This is a genomic window from Hydrogenophaga sp., from assembly GCF_051860785.1.
Taxonomy (GTDB): domain Bacteria; phylum Pseudomonadota; class Gammaproteobacteria; order Burkholderiales; family Burkholderiaceae_C; genus Hydrogenophaga.
In genome coordinates, this window is record NZ_JBIMLB010000001.1 from 567,741 (window position 1) to 585,682 (window position 17,942).

Genomic DNA, 17,942 nt, shown 5'->3' on the forward strand with positions numbered 1-17,942 from the left:
GACGCCGGAACTTTTCGCGCGCCATGGGCCTCCCAAACAACACATTCCGTTTTGCACTGCGAAGCCTGTCGGGTCCCCGTGATCCGACTGAAATCCCGAGGCGCTTCTCCTCCTCCTCCCTCCCTCCCTGGTTCGTTTCGGGGCGCTTCGCAGTCTTTTGTACAAAGGGTCGCCGCTTCGCGGTGATGGCCTGAGGTCTCGATGATGTATTCAGACCTCCAGCAGCCAGCCATGGCGTCCCAGCCCGCGCACCCGATCCGGGTCGCCATCGTCGGCTCCGGCATCGCCGGCCTTGCCGCTGCCCACACCCTTCATGGCCTCGCCGACCTCACGCTGTTCGAGGCCGGGGCGCATTTCGGCGGGCATACCCACACGGTGGACGTGACCCTTCCTGATCCCCAGGGCGCTCCCGTCACCTTTGGCGTGGACACCGGCTTCCTGGTGCTCAACGAGCGCACCTACCCGAACCTGCTGGCGCTGCTCTCCGCACTCGACGTGCCGATCGCGAAGTCGGACATGTCGTTCTCGGTGCAAGCCGATGGCGCCGGCCCGGGCGGACGCACGCTGGAGTGGAGTGGCAGCAACCTGTCTTCGGTGTTCGCGCAGCGCCGCAACCTGGCCAATCCGCGCTTCCTGCGCATGCTCGCCGACATCGTGCGTTTCAATCGCATCACGTCGCGGCTGGCCGAAAAGGGCGAGGACCTGCGCGAGCACAGCCCGCTGTTGCAACCCCTGGGCGATTTCCTGCGCGCACAGCGTTTCTCGGACGAATTCCGCGATTGGTATTTCCTGCCCATGATGGGCTGCATCTGGAGTTGTCCGACCGACCAGATGCTGGCGTTCCCGGTGGCCACCATGGTGCGCTTCTGCCACAACCACGGCCTGATCCAGGTGACCCACCGCCCGCAGTGGTACACGGTGGCGGGTGGCGCCAGGCAGTACGTGCAGAAGATCGTGGAGCGCATCGCCGACCGCCGCCTGGCCACGCCAGTGCGCCAGGTGCTGCGCGATCCGCAAGGCGTGCGCATCGTGACCGATGGCCACGTGGATCGCTTCGATGCCGTGGTGATGGCCTGCCACAGCGACCAGTCGCTGCGCCTGCTGGGCAACGGCGCGAGCCAGAACGAACGCGAGGTGCTGGCCGCCATCCGCTACCAGCCCAACCGCGCCGTGCTTCACACCGACGCCTCGGTGCTGCCGGCCAATCCGCGCGCCTGGGCGGCCTGGAACTACCAGCGCGCGCCGAGCGCCGAGGTCGAGTCGGCACAGGTCTGCCTGCACTACCTCATCAACCGCCTGCAACCGCTGCCGGTGGCGCAGCCGGTGGTGGTGTCGCTCAACCCGCAGCGCGAGATTTCGCCGACCCAGGTGCTGGGTGAGTACGAGTACGACCACCCAGTGTTCGACCTCGCCGCCATTCGCGCCCAGGCGCGCGTGAACGACATGCAGGGGCAACGCCACACCTGGTTCGCGGGCGCCTGGACCGGCTACGGCTTCCACGAGGATGGCCTGAAGTCGGGCCTGCACGCTGCGCGCGGAATCATCGACACGCATGGCCTGGTGCCGATCGAGCGCGCCGAGGCCGCTCGCCGCCATGCATTGCCAGGGGTGTTTGCATGAAAGCACAGATCGGCTTCGGCCAGGTGCGCCACACGCGCCATCGGCCGCGCCATCACGCCTTTGTGTACGCCACCTATTTCCTGATGCTGCCGATGCGCAGCCTGCGCGCGAACGGCAACGGAAACCTCGCGCGCAACCGCCGTGCGGCGCTGAGCTTTCACGACGCCGACCACGGCGACGGCCGCGCCGACAGCCTGGCCTGGCTCGACGACGTGCTGCACGCGCACGGCATCCACGACGCTGAGGGTGAGGTCTGGCTGCACACCTACCCACGCGTGCTGGGCTACGCCTTCAAGCCGGTGAGCTTCTGGTACTGCCACCGTGCCGACGGTTCCTTGCGCGCCGTGCTGGCCGAAGTGAACAACACCTTTGGCGAGCGCCACTGCTACCTGCTGGACGCGCCCCGCTACGGCCAGCCTTGCGAGGCCGACAAGGTGTTCCACGTCTCGCCGTTCTGCCCGGTGCGTGGCCGCTACCGCTTCGTCTTCATGCGCTCGCAAGAGACGATGCCGCGCACCGTGGCGCGCGTCGACTACTTCGACGATGGCGGCGACGAACCGCTGCTCAACACCAGTGTGAGTGGCGAGTTGTTGCCGCTGAACACGCAGACACTGCGCCGCGCGCTCTGGTCGTACCCGGCCATGACCTTCGGCGTGATCGCGCGCATCCATTGGCAGGCCATGCGCCTGTGGGTCAAGAGCGCACCGTTCTTTCGCCAGCCGCCCGCTCCGGGCGATTTCGTCTCCGCCGCGATCTCACCTGCGAGCCCCGTGAACGCCGAACCCCGCCGCCCATGAACTCCACCACCGTCTCCCGAAATCCCGCCGGCTTCGACCTGCCCCGCAACGCGCCGGCGGCCGCTCGCACCACGCTGCAACTGCTGCAGCGTCTGGTGCACGGCAGCCTGACCCTGCAACTGCCCGATGGCACGGTGCAGCGCTTCGGCCACGCCGAAGGCCCGCACGCGAGCATGAAGCTGAACAACTGGAACGTGTGCGGCGCCGCGCTGAAGTCGGGTGACATCGGCTTTGCGGAGAGCTACATCGATGGCGACTGGAGCACGCCCAACCTGACCGCGCTGCTTTCGCTGATGGTGGCCAACCGGCGCGAGGTGGAAGACGTGATCTACGGCTCCTGGCTGGGCCGTTTTGCGTACCGCGTGCGCCACCTGCTCAACCGCAACTCCAGGGCCAACAGCCGCAAGAACATTCACGCCCACTACGACCTGGGCAATGCGTTCTACAAGCTGTGGCTGGACGAGACCATGAACTACTCATCGGGCTGGTTCGAGGAGCCCGGCCAGACCATGGTGGCTGCGCAGCACGCCAAGGTGCGCCGCGCGCTTCGCATGGCCGGCGTGAAGTCGGGCGACCGTGTGCTGGAAATCGGTTGCGGCTGGGGTGCGCTGGCCGAGAAGGCCGCCACCGAATTCGACGCCAGCGTGGTGGGCGTGACGCTGTCCACCGAGCAGCTCGGGTTCGCGCAGGAGCGCATGCAGAAGCTTGGCCGCGCCGGGCGCGCCGAACTGCGCCTGCAGGACTACCGCGACATCGATGACGCGCCGTTCGACGCGATCTGCTCGATCGAGATGGTCGAAGCCGTGGGTCGCGCGTACTGGCCGACCTACTTCCAGAGCGTGGGGCGCCTGCTCAAGCCGGGCGGCCGCGCCTGCATCCAGAGCATCGTGATCAACGACGAACACTTCGATCGCTACATCAAAGGCACCGACTTCATCCAGCAGTACATCTTCCCCGGCGGTTGCCTGCCCTGCCCGCGCGAGTTCCGCGCGCAGGCCGCACAGGCCGGGCTGGAGGTGGTCGACGAATTCGCTTTCGGGCTGGACTACGCGCGCACACTGACCCACTGGCGCGAGCGTTTCCTGCACGAGAAGGACCGCGTGCTGCAGCTCGGCTTCGACCAGCGTTTCCTGCGCATCTGGGAGTTCTATCTCGCCTACTGCGAGGCGGCGTTCGAGCAGGGCAGCATCGACGTGGTGCAGTACACGCTGCGCAAGCCGGTCTGAGCAAGACACCATGCGTGCGAACACCGCGGTTGCCCTCACCCTGGTCTCCAGCTTCCTGGCGCTGGCGGGCGCACCTGCCTACGCCACGCCGGCTGAAACCACCGTGAGCGCGGCACTCAAGGACCAACGGAAGCTGAGCACCGCGCGCCTGCGCGTGTGGGGTTTCGAGGTGTACGACGCGAGCCTCTACGCGGCGCCAGGCTTCGATGCCCAGCGTTTCACCGAGCATCGCTTCGGCCTGGAACTGAGCTACCTGCGCAGCTTCAAGGGAGCCGACATCGCCGAGCGGTCGATCGACGAGATGCGCGGCCTGGCCACCATCGAACCGGCGCAGGCCGAGCGCTGGCTCAATACCATGAGCGCGCTGTTCCCCGATGTGAAGCGCGGCGACCGCATCACGGGCCTGCACGTGCCGGGCACCGGTGCGCGCTTCTACCTCAATGGCCAGTGGCTCGGCGAAGTCGCAGACGAAGCCTTTTCGGGCCTGTTCTTCGGCATCTGGCTGTCGCCGAAGACTTCGCAGCCCGGCATGCGCCGCGCGCTGATCGAATCCTCACGGCCGTCCTCATGAGCACCGCGCTGCCTGAGCCGGCGGCCCGCTTCACCGGACCCGGTGCGTGGCGTGTTGGCTTGCGCTACGGTTTGCTGGGTCTGCCCCTGGCTTTCGTGGCGCTGCCGCTGTACGTGATCCTGCCCAACCATTACGCGCGCGAGTTCGGCGCGCCGCTGGCCTTGCTGGGGGCGGTGCTGCTGGCTGCTCGCCTGGTCGACGCGGTGCTCGATCCCTGGATCGGCCGCTGGTGCGATCGGCTCTGGTCGCGCTCGGGGCGCTCGCTGCTGCTGGCCACCGCGGGCGCGGCCGTGGTGCTCGCGCTCGGTCTGTGGGGTCTGCTGTTCCCGCCACCGGTCGTGCGCGCGGCGGGCACCACCACCCTGCTCACCTGGGCCGGTTTGTTGATGGCCATGACCTACACCGCCTTCAGCGTGGTTGCCGTGGCACACCAGGCCTGGGGCGCACGCCTGGGCGGCAACGAGACCGAGCGCAGCCGCGTCGTGGCCTGGCGCGAAGGTCTGGCGCTGCTCGGCGTGCTGATCGCCGCAGTACTGCCTGGCACGCTCGGCCTGGGCATCACCGTGGCCACCTTCGCCGTGCTGCTGGCGCTGGGCTGGTGGGCCTGGAGCGGCTCGATGGCACCGTCTTCGTCGAACCCGACGCACGCCCCATCATCGGCAGCAGGTCCTTCGCCTTTGCACCAGCCCGCCTTCTTGCGCCTGCTCACGGTGTTCGTGCTCAACGGCACGGCGAGCGCGGTGCCCGCCACACTGGTTCTTTTCTTTGTGCAGGACCGCCTGCAAGCTCCGACTTCAGTCGAGCCGGCGTTCCTTGCCATCTATTTCCTGTGCGCCGCGCTGTCCATTCCGCTGTGGGTTCGCCTGGTCGGCCTCCTGGGCCTGGCTCGCACCTGGCTGGCGGGCATGGCGCTGGCCGTGGCGGTGTTCGTGTGGGCCGCCACGCTGGGCACAGGCGACGTGTGGCCGTTCCTGATCGTGTGCGCGCTCTCCGGTGTGGCCCTGGGCACCGATCTCGCTCTGCCCAGTGCGCTGCTGGCCGGCCTGATCGGCCAGCTTGGTGAACGCGGCCAGCGCGAGGGCGCCTACTTCGGCTGGTGGAGCTTTGCCGCCAAGCTCAACCTGGCCCTGGCCGCCGGCCTGGCCCTGCCGCTGCTCGCCTGGTTCGGCTACGTGCCGGGCGCGCGCGACGAAGCCGCGCTGCAGACACTCACCATTGCCTATTGCCTTTTGCCCTGCCTGCTCAAGTTGCTGGCCGGCGGCGCGCTCTATGCGTTGGTCATCCGGCCGCAGCAGCGCCTGGCCCTGAGCCCCACGTCCACTTCCTGAGGAAATCCCATGCACAGACGACTGCTGCTCGCCGCCGGCATCGCCTCCGCCGCCACACTGTCCGGCTGCGCCGGGCCGCAGGTGTCGCAGTACGCCAGCGAAAAACCGGTGCTCGACCTGCGCGCCTATTTCAACGGCACGCTCGATGCGTATGGTGTCTTCACCGACCGCTCGGGCGCGGTGGTCAAACGCTTCACCGTGGTCATGCGCTGCAGCTGGAATGGCGACGAAGGCGTGCTGGATGAGGACTTCACCTACTCCGATGGCACCACGCAGAAGCGCGTCTGGCGTATGAAGCACCTGGGCAATGGCCAGTTCACCGGCACCGCCGACGATGTGGTGGGCGTCGCAAGCGGTGAGCAGCGCGGCAACGCCTTTCGCTGGGGCTACACGCTGCTGCTGCCGGTGGACGGAAAGACTTACGAGGTTCAGTTCGACGACTGGATGTACCTGATCGATCAGCGCGTCATGCTCAACAAGGCCGAGATGAGCAAGTTCGGTTTTCGCCTGGGCGAGGTCACGCTGTCCTTCGTGAAGCGCACCCCATGAACCCACCCGTCCGCGACTGGCGGGGCCTGCGCGTGTGGCTGGTCGGGGCCTCCAGTGGCATCGGCGAAGCCACCGCATCGGCCCTGCATGCGCGGGGTGCGCAGGTGCTGGTGTCGGCGCGCAAGGCCGAAGCGCTGCGGTCTTTCGTGGCCGCGCATCCACCGCGCGACGGCGCCATGGCGCAGGCCTGGCCGCTGGACGTGACCGATGCGCAGGCCGTGACACAGACGGCAAGCGAGATCCTCGCCCAGGGCCCGCTGGACATGGTGGTGTACTGCGCCGGCCACTACCGCGAGATGCGGGCCAGCGCCATGGACATGGCCGAACTGCGCCAGCACCTCGACATCAACTACATCGGAGCACTGCACCTGCTGCATGCGGTGCTTCCGGCCCTGATCGCGCAAGGCCGCGGCCACATCAGCCTGATCAGCAGCGTGGCGGGTTTTCGCGGTCTGCCCAAGAGCCTGGCCTACGGGCCGACCAAGGCGGCCATCACCAACCTGGCCGAGACGCTGTACCTGGACCTGAAACCGCTGGGCCTGGGCGTGAGCGTGGTGCATCCGGGCTTCGTGCAGACGCCGTTGACAGCGCAGAACCAGTTCAGCATGCCCGCACTCATCACGCCCGAACAGGCGGCACGGGCCATGATCGCGGGCTGGGAACGGGGCGCCTTCGACATCCACTACCCCAAGCGCTTCACGCGCTGGATGAAGCTGCTGCGCCTGCTCCCCTACCGCGTGTACTTCCCGGCCGTGCGCCGCTTCACGGGGCTGTGAGGTTCAGTTCGGCTTGCTGTCGATGAAGCTCTGGCGCTGATTGAGTTTTTCGGCGAGACGCGCGAGATTCGGGTAGCTGGTGCGCCAGTCGATCACGGGGAAACGGAAGTCCAGGTAACCCAGTGCGCAGCCCACGGCCACGTCCGACAAACTGAAGTGGATGCCCGAGCAGAAAGGCTTCTCGCCCAGTCCCTGGCTCATGGACTTGAGGCTCGCCTCGATCTTGCCAAGCTGGCGATCGGTCCAGGCCTGGCTGCGCTGTTCGGCGCTGCGGCCTGGCCAGGTGGTTTCCAGGCGTGCGAGCACGGCGGCGTCGAGCAGGCCATCGGCCAGTGCTTCCCAGGTCTTGACTTCGGCGCGCTCGCGACCCTGCGTGGGAATGAGCTTGCCCACCGGCGAGAGCGTGTCGAGGTATTCGACGATCACGCGCGAATCGAACACGGCCTCACCACCTTCCATCACCAGGCAGGGCACCTTGCCCAGCGGGTTGGAGGTGCCGATCTGGGTATCGGCCGACCACACGTCCTCCAGGATGAAGTGGTAGTCCAGCTTCTTCTCGGCCATGACGACGCGCACTTTGCGCACGTAGGGGCTGGCGATGGCACCAATGAGTTTCATGAGGAGTGGGGAAGTCGGTTGGACGTGGGAAGGCAATTCTAGCCAGCCCACGCGTGCTTCGCGTTGACAAGCCCATGGTGTGCGGCCCGCCCTCCTACAATTGCCGGATGCGTCCGACCACCCCACCACCCGCCGCCTCCGCGCAGCCCGCCTCGGCGACCCTGAGCGCCATCTCCGCCCTGTCTCCCCTTGATGGTCGCTACGCCGCCCGCCTGGCACCGCTGCGGCCTTTCATGAGCGAGCAGGGCTACATGCACCGCCGCGTACAGGTCGAGATCGCCTGGTTCATCGCCTTGTCCGACGCCGGCCTGGCCGAGTTCAAGCCGCTCTCGCCGGGCGCACGCACCTACCTGCTGGGCCTGGTGAAGAACTTCAGCGAGGCCGATGGTCAGGCCATCAAGGACATCGAGAAAGTCACCAACCACGACGTGAAGGCGGTGGAGTACTGGATCAAGTCGCGCTTCGAGGCGCGCCCCGAACTGGAGAAGGCCGCCGAGTTCGTGCACTTCGCCTGCACCAGCGAAGACATCAACAACACCAGTCACGCACTGCAGCTCAAGGGCGGGCGCGATGCGGTGCTGCTACCGGCGCTGGACGCCGTGATCACCAAACTGCGTGAGATGGCGCACGCTCACGCCGCCGTGCCCATGCTCAGCCGCACGCACGGCCAGACCGCCAGCCCCACCACCGTGGGCAAGGAGATCGCCAACGTGGTGGTGCGCCTGGTGGCCGCGCGGGAAAAGATCGCCAGCGTGAAGCTGATGGGCAAGATGAACGGCGCGGTGGGCAACTACAACGCCCACCTGAGCGCGTGGCCCGAATTCGACTGGGAAAGCTTCAGCCGCAACGTGATCGAGTCGCCCGAACCGCTCGGCCTGGGCCTGACCTTCCAGCCCTACAGCATCCAGATCGAGCCGCACGACTACATGGCCGAGCTGTTCGACGCGGTGGCGCGCACCAACACCATCCTGATCGACCTGGCGCGCGACATCTGGGGCTACGTGAGCCTGGGCTATTTCAAGCAGCGGTTGAAAGCGGGCGAAATCGGCTCGTCCACGATGCCGCACAAGGTCAACCCCATCGACTTCGAGAACGCCGAAGGCAACCTGGGCCTGGCCAACGCGCTGCTGCGCCACCTGTCCGAAAAACTGCCGGTCTCGCGCTGGCAGCGCGACCTGACCGACTCCACCGTGCTGCGCAACATGGGCGTGGCGCTGGGTTACGCGGTGCTGGCCTACCACTCGCTGGGCGTGGGCCTGGGCAAGCTGGAGATCAACGAGGAAGCCATTGCCGCCGACCTCGACGCGTCGTGGGAAGTGCTGGCCGAGCCGATCCAGACGGTGATGCGCCGCTACGGTGTGTCGGGCGCCTACGAGAAGCTCAAGGAAGTCACACGCGGCAAGACCGTGACCGCGGAGGCCTTGCACGCCTTGATCTCGGGCCTTGAGATTCCTCAGCAGGAAAAGGATCGTCTGCTGGCCATGACGCCTGGCAGCTACGTGGGCAAAGCGACGGAGCTCGCGCGACGGGTCTAGGAACTGGGCTCTTCCAGCGCCCGTTCCGCATACCGGTTGAAGCGCCAGGCGTCGCCTTCGATGGTGATGCGCCGCCAGCTCGCGCGCTTTTCGCCGGGCGACATTTCTGTCCAGCGCTGCACTTCGTCAAACGTGCGGCCGCAACCCTTGCAGACCTCGTCGCCCTGGCTGGTGGAGCAGATGGCGATGCAGGGCGTGTCGGGCGTGGTCTCGTACCAGGCCATCCAGGCCGCACGGGCAGCAGCCGGCAGGGTGATTTCGTCGGCCTCGGTCTCGTGGAAATACACCATGAGCGCATACACCTCGGCCAAGGCACGCAGCTCCTTGCACAACGACACGCCATCGGGCGAGGGTGAGCGCTCACGCCAGTGATTGATGGCGGCTTCGATGTCGGTGATGTGGATGCCGGGCATGGGGTGAGGATCATAGCCAGTCGTCCTCTTCTCCTGTGGTAACTGCGTATTCGCCACCCCATTTTGCGGCGGGCCGGGGCCGCTACAATCGCGGGTCTCGAAGGGGAGTAGCTCTCCGTTGCGGATCAGGAAGACCCGACGTCTTTCCGGTCGCGACCACCAGGTCGTCGTCAAGACGAAGCGTTCAGCTTCCGGCGACCCGGGCCAGGCGAACATATCGCCCGGCGAGCAAGACCTTTGATGGGCTCTCCACGGCCGATCAAGGCATGTCCGTCCCCTTCGCCAGCGCGGCAGCGCTGTCGCGGGTGGGTGGTGCAGTGCCTTCCGGTTTCTGCTTGCAACTACGAGGAATTTATGGATTTCCTGACATCGCCCGCGTTCTGGGTCGCGCTCGGACAGATCATCATCATTGACATCCTGCTGGGTGGCGACAACGCGGTCGTGATCGCGCTGGCCTGTCGCAAGCTGCCGCCTCACCAGCGCACCAAGGGCATCATCTGGGGCACCGCTGGCGCCATCATCCTGCGCGTGATCCTGATTGCGTTCGCCATGACGCTGCTGACCGTGCCGTTCATCAAACTGGTCGGGGCCATCCTGCTGGTCTGGATCGGTATCAAGCTGCTGGCACCCGATGACGAGGCGCACGGCGACATTCAGGGCAGCGACAAGCTGCTGGCCGCCATCAAGACCATCATCGTGGCCGATCTGGTAATGAGCGTGGACAACGTGATCGCCATCGCGGGCGCCGCGCAGAATGCGGGCGAGCACTCGTTCCTGCTGGTCGTGCTGGGCCTGCTGATCTCCATCCCCATCATCGTCTGGGGCAGCACCATGGTCATCAAGCTGATGGCGCGCTTCCCGATGATCATCACGCTCGGCGGCATGCTGCTGGGCTGGATTGCGGGCGGCATGCTGGTCACCGACCCGGCCTTCGTCAACCCCGACAAGTGGCTGTGGATGCCCAAGCTGGGCACGGTGGACGAAAAGGGCATGGCGGTGATCTCCAGCACGTTGTGGTGGTCCGCCCACATTGTCGGCGCGCTGCTGGTGCTGGCATTGGGCAAGTGGATCGCCTCGCGCCGCCCGTCGGTCACGCACGAAGCCTGAGGTCGATCCCGGCATGAAGCTCATCCTCACCTGGCTGCTGGCGGCCTGTGCCCTGCTGGTGGTGGCCTACCTGTACCCCGGGGTACAGGTACAGAGCTTCACTTCTGCGCTGATCGCCGCTGCGGTCATCGGCCTGTTCAACGCCGTGTTGCGGCCTATCCTGGTGATCCTGACCTTGCCGGTCACGATCATCACGCTGGGTCTCTTCCTGTTCGTGATCAACGCCTTGCTGTTCTGGGCTGCCGCGAGCGTGCTCAATGGCTTCCGGGTGGATGGCTTTTTCGCCGCCCTGCTGGGCTCGCTGATCTACTCGGTGTTGATGCTGGTGGTGAACACCGCCTTGCGCTCAGTCCTCGCGCGTTGATTCGCGCAGCAGCGTTTCCACCTCACGTCGCCGTGCGTCCACGATCGCCAGTTCCATGCCATCGGTGCGCTGCGCCGCAGGCAGGCCCTGCGCGGCCCTGAGACGCTCGGCCGCTCCGCTGTAGTCCAGCTGCGCCGCGTGCGCCTCGGCGTCCGCGCGGATCGCGCGCAGGGTCTGCCCTTGTGCGGCATGTGCACGGGACAGGGTTTGCCAACCCATGGCGTCGCGCGGATGCAGCGCCACCCAGGCCTGCAAACGCGCCACGGCACGCTCGGGCTGCCCAGTGGCAATGGCGGCCTGCGCGCCGTAAATGGCGCTCGCGCGCGTGGTGCCAGCCAGCGCCTGGTCGCGCAATTCGGCCAGCAGGTTGGCCTGGTCCGCTGACGAGGACGCAGCAGCGGAACCCGACTTCGGCGCCAGCAGCAACTCCAGCAAGAGCGCGTCCACAGTGGGGCGCGCCTGAGCCGGCACGGCGGTGCGAAAGCGCTGGGCCAGTTCCAGCGCCTGCTCACGCTGGCCCAGGCGGTGCGCCGAGAGCGCAGCTGCATAGCGCTCCCCGGGTGTGGCGCCGGAGGCCTGACCCTGCGTCAGCCAGGCCCGCATACGATCTGGCCCGTTTTCGGCCAGCACACGAGCTCGCGAAGCCATCAGGCTGTGCAACACCGCGCTGGAGGGCACGGCCATCGATGCGCCAGCCTCCCCCCGGGAGCCAGGCCGGGGCAGATCCAGCTTCAACGCGCCACTCGACGATGTGCCTGCCGCGGGTGCCGCGCCCGGAACCACGGTGGCAGCGGGAGCCACGGGCCCCTGTGGCAGGCGCGCCCGCATGTCGGCGATGCGCTCGCCCGTCAGCGGGTGGCTGCGCAGGTAAGGAAAAGAGCCGTCGTCGTTGTGGCGAGAGGCCTGCTGGAGACGATCAAACATGGTGACGAAGCCATAGCCATCGAAGCCCGCACCCGTGAGCACGCCATAGCCTACGCGGTCGGCTTCTCGCTCCATGTCGCGTGAGAAGTTGAGTTGCGACTGGGCAGCTGCGGCCGTGCCGCCCGCGATGGCCGCGCCCGCCGCCTGCGAATTCGACCCGGCAGCCAGCGCCGCCAGAATCATGGCGCCCACCATCCAGGGCGTCATGCGTTCGTCGCGCGAGACCATGCGAGCGATGTGCCGCTGCGAGACGTGACTGAGCTCGTGCGCCAGCACCGAGGCCAGTTCCTCCGGCCGCTCGGTCACCGCCACCAGCCCCAGGTGCACGCCCAGGTAGCCACCGGGCAACGCGAACGCATTCACTCGACGGTCGCGCGAGATCATCAGCTCCCAGGCCAAGCGCTCGCTCAGTTCGGGTGGCACATCGCCGCGATCGCGCGCGGCGCCCAGCAAGGGTTGCCAGAGCGACTGCAAATAGTCGACCAGCACCGGGTCATCGAGGTAGTCCGGATCACGGTAGATGCCCCGTGCGATGCGGTCGCCCATGCGGCGCTCGGCCGAGAGGGTCATGCCCTGGCCATCGCCCAGGCTGGGCAGGCTGCTCAGCGACGGTCGATCGGCGCCCGACTGCGCCGCCACCGGCGGCAGAGGACCCAGCAGAAGCGACAAGGCGAGCAGGCCGGGGCCGATGTCGCGGCGAACGCGCGAACGCCTCGGGGACTTGGGAATGGCAGGCATCCCCGTATGATGCCGCCAAGTCAGAACGGTTCTGTAAAGCCCTCGCAACAAGTCTCCATGCCCGATACAACCCCACCCGGCCCCCTCACCCACTTTGACGCCCAGGGTCAGGCTCACATGGTCGATGTGGCCGCCAAGGCCCACACGCACCGCGTAGCCGTGGCCGAAGGCCGGATCGGCATGCTGCCCGCCACGCTGGCGCTCATTCAGAGCGGAACAGCAAAAAAGGGAGACGTGCTCGGCATCGCGCGCATTGCCGGCATTCAGGCAGCCAAGAAAACCAGCGACCTCATCCCCCTGTGCCACCCGATCGGCCTGACACGCGTGGCGGTGGAATTCGAGGTCGATACCACAACGCACAGCGTGCGGTGCCGTGCCACCACCGAATGCACAGGCCAGACCGGTGTGGAAATGGAAGCCCTGACCGCCACCAGCGTGGCGCTGCTCACGATCTATGACATGTGCAAGGCGGTGGACCGGGGAATGGTGATGGAGGGAGTTCGCCTGGTGGAGAAGCGGGGAGGGAAGAGCGGGGATTTCGTGGCCGGGTAGGCAACTGTTCCGGCAACCCTCAGCGAGCGGCCGCAGCCGCTCTTTGCAGCTCGATCCACTCCGCATACTCCTTGGGCCAAGCCGCCTTGTAGCGCGCCATGTGGAGTTCAACGATATCCGTTCTGCCCAGAAGGGCAGCCGACTCGATCACCCGACGGATGATTCTGGAGTCCGGTGCGACATGCAGGGACGCGAGGGAACCCTGCAGAACGAGTTCGGCGTTGTTCTTCGTCAGGTTCGTGGTGACGAGCTGTGCGATCAGCACATGGGAGTTGAAAAACCACGTGTCGCGAGTCTTGTTGAACGTGTCATCCCGATAGCGTTCAAGGCGCATGCGCTCGGGCAAGTAAAGCTGACTGACCTTGATGTAGTCCCAGGCCACCAGCGAGATGCCGATGAGCAGCAACGCCGATACGACTCCACGACCCAGGGCCGACTTCGCAGGATCCATAACGCGGCCACCAGCAATGCGCCGCCTGACAATATAAATCTGCCAGACCGCCAACAACGCCATCAACTGGAAAATACCGAACCACAGCGGAAACTCCAGCAGACTGTGTACTCCCAGCATGGCCAGCACGCCCCAGCTCAGACGTTCCATGGGTTCGGTAGCAGACCAAGGCTTGAGCTTGAAAAGGGCGACAAGGAACAACACACTGGCAGCGACAGCCACCGGTAACCCCATGGTGACGGCCAGATGCAGCGGAAGATTGTGTGCGTGAGACAGCTTGTCGCAAAAGCGAGGGCCTGTGTAGTCGGTGATGTAGTGTGCGTACATCAGCTCTCCCGGACCCCAACCGGTCCATGGCTTCTGAGCGATCAATTCGATCATGTTGCTCCACAGGAAGCGTCGACTCTGGCAACTGAAGGCTTCCCCGAAGCGGCCAAAAAGGTTGCGATCGATCATGATTCCCCGAGTCACCCAGACCAGCCACGGCAACCCATTGGCAGCCACCGTGTAAAGCGCCCAGCCCAAACCAAGAATGACCAGCAGGCGCTTCCAATGACGGGAATGCCAGTAAACCAGCATGCAGGAGATAGCCACCAGGTGGACCATGCCGGTGCGTGAGGCGGTGGCCGCCAGCGCCACCAACAGCAGCCCCACCATCCAGGCCGCATGAAAGGCGGTGAGGTGTCGCTGAATCACCAGCCACCACACGCTCAGCAAGCCCACAGCCAGCAGCGAGGCCAGCATGTTGAGCTGGTGCACATTCGCCGTCACGTATCCCGGCGCCGTGATCACGACCCAGGGAAAAAGGCCATCCTCCAGATCGAAGTACTGCAGCAGACCCATCACCGAACTGCCCAACGCAGCCAGCAGCCAGCCTCCCGCGATGGCAAGCCCGGCCTGTTCGCGTGTCCAGGGCAGCAAAGCAAGCAACAAGGCGCCCGCCGTCCAGGCAAGAAGATCGGGCCACATGGCCGACAAAGGCCCGAGAAGAATGGGCCAGAACCACGGCGCGGCGATCAGCAAGCCGCACACCAGCACCAGCGCTGCGGAGGCTGCGGGCGATGATGATTCAGAGACCGTTGGGGAGGCCATCGAGTCCTAGGGGCTGCCGAGCAACGTTCACCATCCGTCGAGTTGGAGGTAGGCGCGGGGTTGCCCGTCGCTGCGGCGGACCAGGGCCACCCAGTCGGTGGTTTCTTCGCGAACCAGTGGCAGGTAACCTACCTGCTCGTCACTCAATCCCAGTTCGGCGAGCTGCGCATCCAGTTCGGCGCGTCTGTCGGGATGCTTGTTGCGCAACTCACCCACTGGCCGCAGTGCTTGCTGCACCGCTGGAATCTGTTCGTCGAAAAGCCGCCAGCGCGAGGGGCGGAACGATGGGTGCAGGCCTTGCAACGACAACTGCAGGCTCTGGAGGTAGTCGGCATCGCCGGATTGAGCCAGACGCACACCCAGCAAACGCGGCCCGCCATAACCCAGCGAGCGCAGGCCTTCAGGCGCTTCCTGCACCCGAGTCGCATCCACGTCCATCGCCTGCACCACCCGGAAGCGGTCCCCCTCAAAGGCCACAAACACCGGACGCGCACCGGCCACCTGGTTCAGGCCGTAGGCCAGCGCCCCGAGCTGCGTCAGCACGATGAGCGTCAGATCGATTCGCCATTTGAATCGTGACTTGGTGGGGTCGTACAACACCAGGGTCAGCACCGGTCCACACACCACGTCGACCACGATCAGGATGAGAAACAGCGAGCGCCCGCCCGTGAGCTCGTGAAATGGCGCCGGATACCAGACGCGGAAAACCAGCCCTGCCACGGCGCAGGCCACCAGCAGGCTCAAACCAAAATGCAGAAGCGCCGCTCGCGCGGCGCTGCGGATACGGGTACCCCATGCCATGATGAAACGGATCCTCCAAAAAAAAGAGCGCCGAAGCGCTCTTTTCAGGCTGTGCGCAAGAGTTTACTTGCACTCGGCGGGAGCGAAGCGAGCTTGGAGGCTGCCTGCGGTAGCGCCAGCGAAGCTCGCCACGTTCGCGTTTTCAGCGGCGCAGCGCCAAGCCACCGATTGTGCGGGCGGCGTGAAGGTGGCCGACAGCGCTGGCGGCAGGGCAGAGCCAGCCGGTGCGTTGGGCGTAACGGTCAGCGTGCCGCCGCCCGCAGCCGCGGTGGTCGTTACGGTGATGATGCCGGTGTTGGCATCGATCGCAACGCTGGCCACGTTGCGGGTACCAGAAGGAGCCGTATAGCCCGTGGCGTAGCCGTTTGCATCAGCCTGCGGGTTGCCCGACGACAGCACGTCCTGCACGTTGACCTTCGCGGCCGAGGCAGCGACCAGGCCTTCCGACACGCGGGCGCGGACGGTGTAGTCCTGGTAAGCGGGCAGCGCGACGGCGGCCAGGATACCGATGATGGCCACCACGATCATCAGTTCGATCAGGGTGAAACCTTTTTGCAGGGAACGCTTCATTTGAAACTCCTTGGAGACGGGGTTGGGTTGGGAACGCCTCTTTATCAGCAGACGCCGTGCCAACTTGAATTACCGGGTGTTCTGCGGTCTATTTCACGCTTTGAGCGGTCCATGTGACCATTTGTGGTCCATCAAGCCACCAGGCACCGACATTTTTTGTCACCCCTCGCGCCCCGGACAGGTTTTGTCACAGCTCGAACGTCTGGCCGGCGCTGAGCCAGCGGATGTCGTGGCGCGACTTTTCGCTGAGCCGAGGCGCCTCGTCGAAGCGCCGGATCTCTTCCATGATCAGCCCGGTTTCGGCGGGCTTGGTGTGGGTGATGTAGATGGGGTAGCGGTGGTCGGCGCCGATGTGCTCGAGTTCCTCGGCCAGCATCTGGGGGGCCAGGTGCAGGCTGCGCTGGGCCAGCGCCTGCTCGCGATCGCTGAAGGCGGTCTCGATCACGAGCAAGGCCACCGTCATTTGGTTCACACGCTCCCAGAAGGCCGGATTGCGCCCGGTGTCGCCGCTGAACACCCAGTGTCCCGATCCGGTGGCAGCGGCGAAGCCGACCGCTGGCACGGTATGCACGGCCGGCAACACTTCCACCGACTTGCCGCCCACCTGCAACACCTCGCCCACCGCAATGGGCACGAAGCGCATAAGCGGCGCGTCGGTGCTGGGAATGGCAGAGAAATCGGGCCAAATGAGGTTGTTGAAGATGTGCACCTTGAGTGCGGCGATCGTGCCGGGCAGAGCGTGCACCTTCAGCGGCCCGGCACCACTGGCCAGACGGCGCGCGGCGATGGCGTCCAGCATGAGCGGCAGAGCGGCGACGTGGTCCAGGTGCGAGTGCGTCAGCAGCACGTGGTCGACGCGTGCCATCTCGTCCAGCGTGAGGTCGCCCACGCCGGTACCCGCGTCAATCAGGACGTTGTCGTCGAGCAGGAACGACGTGGTGCGGCAGCCGTGGGCAATGGCTCCAGAACACCCCAGAACACGAACCCTCATCGGCAGCTTTGGCTATGGCACGGCCGGTGGGCCGGCGCAGGAGTTTGAAACGTGGCTGGCTGCAAGCCAACCGCCTGCCGAAGGCTACCCGCTGCAATGCCCGCTGGTAAAGGACTTTTTGCTCACTTGGCGCGACCGTTGCAGCCAGCTACAAATGCCGGAATGGAGGGGTAGTTGAAACGAGAATGCCGCGGAACTGGCTCTGCCAGGCCGCAGGCATTGCCCCCTGGGGGGTGACGCGCCGCAGGCGCGGCGCGGGGGGAATTCAATGCACCACGAACTGCATCTGCGTACCAGCCAGCTCCAGCAGATCGCCGTGGTGCAGATTGACAGCATCGGTGCCGATGGGGCTGCCGTTGATGGTGGGCTTGAGAGTGCCTTCAACCAGCGCCACCACATAACCATGGGGCCGGCGCGTGATGGCCGCCACAGCCACACCGGGCTTGCCGATGGTGGTGACCACCTTGACCAGGGGGACCTCGCGCCCGGCGGCCGTGCCAGACATCACCTTGATGGCGGCGTTGCCCAGCGGAGCGGAGGGCGCGTCGCTCGCGCCGACGACTGCGCCGGCGTTGATCACCATGGTCTTCTCGTAGCTGTCGCTGACGCCTTCGTGGGCGAATTTGATTTTGTACTTACCGATTTCAACGGTGTCGCCGTTTTGCAACTGTTGCTTCTTGATTGCCTTCCCGTTGACGTAGGTGCCGTTGGTGCTGTTGAGGTCTTCCAGAAAGACGTCCGAGCCCGACATCTGCATGACAGCGTGCTCACCACTGACCGCCAGGTTGTCGATCACGATGTCGTTGTAGGGACGGCGGCCGAGCGTGGTGCGGTCTTTCGTGAGCTGCACTTCCTTGATGACGACACCGTCGATGGAAACGATCATTTTCGGCATGGCCGACTCCTGTGGAACCTGTTG

At 65.8% G+C, this 17,942-nt stretch carries 19 protein-coding genes; 11 read left to right on the forward strand and 8 right to left on the reverse strand.

Annotation, left to right across the window (positions count from 1 at the left end; translation table 11 throughout):
• Positions 1 to 255 precede the first annotated feature (255 nt).
• From ACTIF6_RS02630 to ACTIF6_RS02660, 7 genes are read left to right on the forward strand one after another with little or no spacing between them, the layout of a single operon-like run.
• Positions 256 to 1,620 carry an NAD(P)/FAD-dependent oxidoreductase gene (locus ACTIF6_RS02630; RefSeq protein WP_439586531.1) on the forward strand — a complete coding sequence of 455 codons (1,365 nt, stop codon included), beginning with the start codon at positions 256 to 258 and terminating at the stop codon, positions 1,618 to 1,620.
• A complete protein-coding gene (locus tag ACTIF6_RS02635; protein WP_439586444.1) occupies positions 1,617 to 2,417 on the forward strand; it encodes a DUF1365 domain-containing protein in 801 nt (266 codons plus the stop codon). The genes ACTIF6_RS02630 and ACTIF6_RS02635 overlap by 4 nt, the downstream gene beginning before the upstream one ends.
• On the forward strand, positions 2,414 to 3,643 hold the full coding sequence (locus ACTIF6_RS02640) for a class I SAM-dependent methyltransferase (protein ID WP_439586445.1): 1,230 nt from the start codon (positions 2,414 to 2,416) through the stop codon (positions 3,641 to 3,643). Before ACTIF6_RS02635 ends, ACTIF6_RS02640 begins: the two co-directional genes overlap by 4 nt.
• 10 nt (positions 3,644 to 3,653) lie before the next feature.
• Positions 3,654 to 4,214, forward strand: coding sequence for a chalcone isomerase family protein (locus tag ACTIF6_RS02645; RefSeq protein WP_439586446.1), 561 nt, complete (start codon positions 3,654 to 3,656; stop codon positions 4,212 to 4,214).
• Positions 4,211 to 5,542 (forward strand): MFS transporter, encoded by a 1,332-nt coding sequence (locus ACTIF6_RS02650; protein ID WP_439586447.1) that lies wholly within the window; start codon positions 4,211 to 4,213, stop codon positions 5,540 to 5,542. The genes ACTIF6_RS02645 and ACTIF6_RS02650 overlap by 4 nt, the downstream gene beginning before the upstream one ends.
• A 9-nt stretch (positions 5,543 to 5,551) precedes the next feature.
• Positions 5,552 to 6,091 (forward strand): DUF3833 domain-containing protein, encoded by a 540-nt coding sequence (locus ACTIF6_RS02655; RefSeq protein ID WP_439586448.1) that lies wholly within the window; start codon positions 5,552 to 5,554, stop codon positions 6,089 to 6,091.
• On the forward strand, positions 6,088 to 6,867 hold the full coding sequence (locus ACTIF6_RS02660) for an SDR family NAD(P)-dependent oxidoreductase (RefSeq protein WP_439586449.1): 780 nt from the start codon (positions 6,088 to 6,090) through the stop codon (positions 6,865 to 6,867). Before ACTIF6_RS02655 ends, ACTIF6_RS02660 begins: the two co-directional genes overlap by 4 nt.
• Positions 6,868 to 6,870: 3 nt before the next feature.
• Here ACTIF6_RS02660 and ACTIF6_RS02665 read toward each other — a convergent pair whose 3' ends face one another.
• Positions 6,871 to 7,485 (reverse strand): glutathione S-transferase N-terminal domain-containing protein, encoded by a 615-nt coding sequence (locus ACTIF6_RS02665; protein WP_439586450.1) that lies wholly within the window; start codon positions 7,483 to 7,485, stop codon positions 6,871 to 6,873.
• Positions 7,486 to 7,592: 107 nt separating this feature from the next.
• Here ACTIF6_RS02665 and purB point away from each other — a divergent pair, with 107 nt between their 5' ends.
• Positions 7,593 to 9,020 (forward strand): adenylosuccinate lyase, encoded by a 1,428-nt coding sequence (gene purB / locus ACTIF6_RS02670; RefSeq protein WP_439586451.1) that lies wholly within the window; start codon positions 7,593 to 7,595, stop codon positions 9,018 to 9,020.
• Here purB and ACTIF6_RS02675 read toward each other — a convergent pair.
• Positions 9,017 to 9,433, reverse strand: coding sequence for a DUF3717 domain-containing protein (locus tag ACTIF6_RS02675; RefSeq protein ID WP_439586452.1), 417 nt, complete (start codon positions 9,431 to 9,433; stop codon positions 9,017 to 9,019). The two genes, purB and ACTIF6_RS02675, sit on opposite strands and share 4 nt — an antisense overlap.
• Before the next feature lie 354 nt (positions 9,434 to 9,787).
• Here ACTIF6_RS02675 and ACTIF6_RS02680 point away from each other — a divergent pair, with 354 nt between their 5' ends.
• Together ACTIF6_RS02680 and ACTIF6_RS02685 are read left to right on the forward strand one after the other, a co-directional pair.
• A complete protein-coding gene (locus tag ACTIF6_RS02680; RefSeq protein WP_439586453.1) occupies positions 9,788 to 10,540 on the forward strand; it encodes a TerC family protein in 753 nt (250 codons plus the stop codon).
• Positions 10,541 to 10,553: 13 nt separating this feature from the next.
• Entirely contained in the window at positions 10,554 to 10,904 is a 351-nt protein-coding gene (locus tag ACTIF6_RS02685) for a phage holin family protein (RefSeq protein ID WP_439586454.1), read from the forward strand.
• Here ACTIF6_RS02685 and ACTIF6_RS02690 read toward each other — a convergent pair.
• A complete protein-coding gene (locus ACTIF6_RS02690; RefSeq protein WP_439586455.1) occupies positions 10,887 to 12,566 on the reverse strand; it encodes a M48 family metalloprotease in 1,680 nt (559 codons plus the stop codon). The genes ACTIF6_RS02685 and ACTIF6_RS02690 overlap by 18 nt on opposite strands.
• A gap of 57 nt (positions 12,567 to 12,623) precedes the next feature.
• Here ACTIF6_RS02690 and moaC point away from each other — a divergent pair, with 57 nt between their 5' ends.
• A complete protein-coding gene (gene moaC / locus ACTIF6_RS02695) occupies positions 12,624 to 13,118 on the forward strand; it encodes a cyclic pyranopterin monophosphate synthase MoaC (protein WP_439586456.1) in 495 nt (164 codons plus the stop codon).
• 19 nt (positions 13,119 to 13,137) lie between these two features.
• Here moaC and ACTIF6_RS02700 read toward each other — a convergent pair whose 3' ends face one another.
• From ACTIF6_RS02700 to ACTIF6_RS02720, 5 genes are all read right to left on the reverse strand, one after another.
• Positions 13,138 to 14,592: a Wzy polymerase domain-containing protein gene (locus ACTIF6_RS02700; protein WP_439586457.1), complete on the reverse strand. Its 1,455-nt coding sequence runs from the start codon at positions 14,590 to 14,592 to the stop codon at positions 13,138 to 13,140.
• Positions 14,593 to 14,688: 96 nt separating this feature from the next.
• A complete protein-coding gene (gene tfpZ / locus ACTIF6_RS02705; protein ID WP_439586458.1) occupies positions 14,689 to 15,462 on the reverse strand; it encodes a TfpX/TfpZ family type IV pilin accessory protein in 774 nt (257 codons plus the stop codon).
• A 63-nt stretch (positions 15,463 to 15,525) separates the two neighbouring features.
• The gene (locus ACTIF6_RS02710) at positions 15,526 to 16,032 is read right to left on the reverse strand and encodes a pilin (protein WP_439586459.1); all 507 of its coding nucleotides are present in this window, start codon (positions 16,030 to 16,032) and stop codon (positions 15,526 to 15,528) included.
• Between the two features lie 187 nt (positions 16,033 to 16,219).
• Positions 16,220 to 17,023, reverse strand: coding sequence for a 3',5'-cyclic-nucleotide phosphodiesterase (locus tag ACTIF6_RS02715; protein WP_439586460.1), 804 nt, complete (start codon positions 17,021 to 17,023; stop codon positions 16,220 to 16,222).
• 265 nt (positions 17,024 to 17,288) lie between these two features.
• Positions 17,289 to 17,918: an FHA domain-containing protein gene (locus ACTIF6_RS02720; protein WP_439586461.1), complete on the reverse strand. Its 630-nt coding sequence runs from the start codon at positions 17,916 to 17,918 to the stop codon at positions 17,289 to 17,291.
• Positions 17,919 to 17,942: the final 24 nt, after the last annotated feature.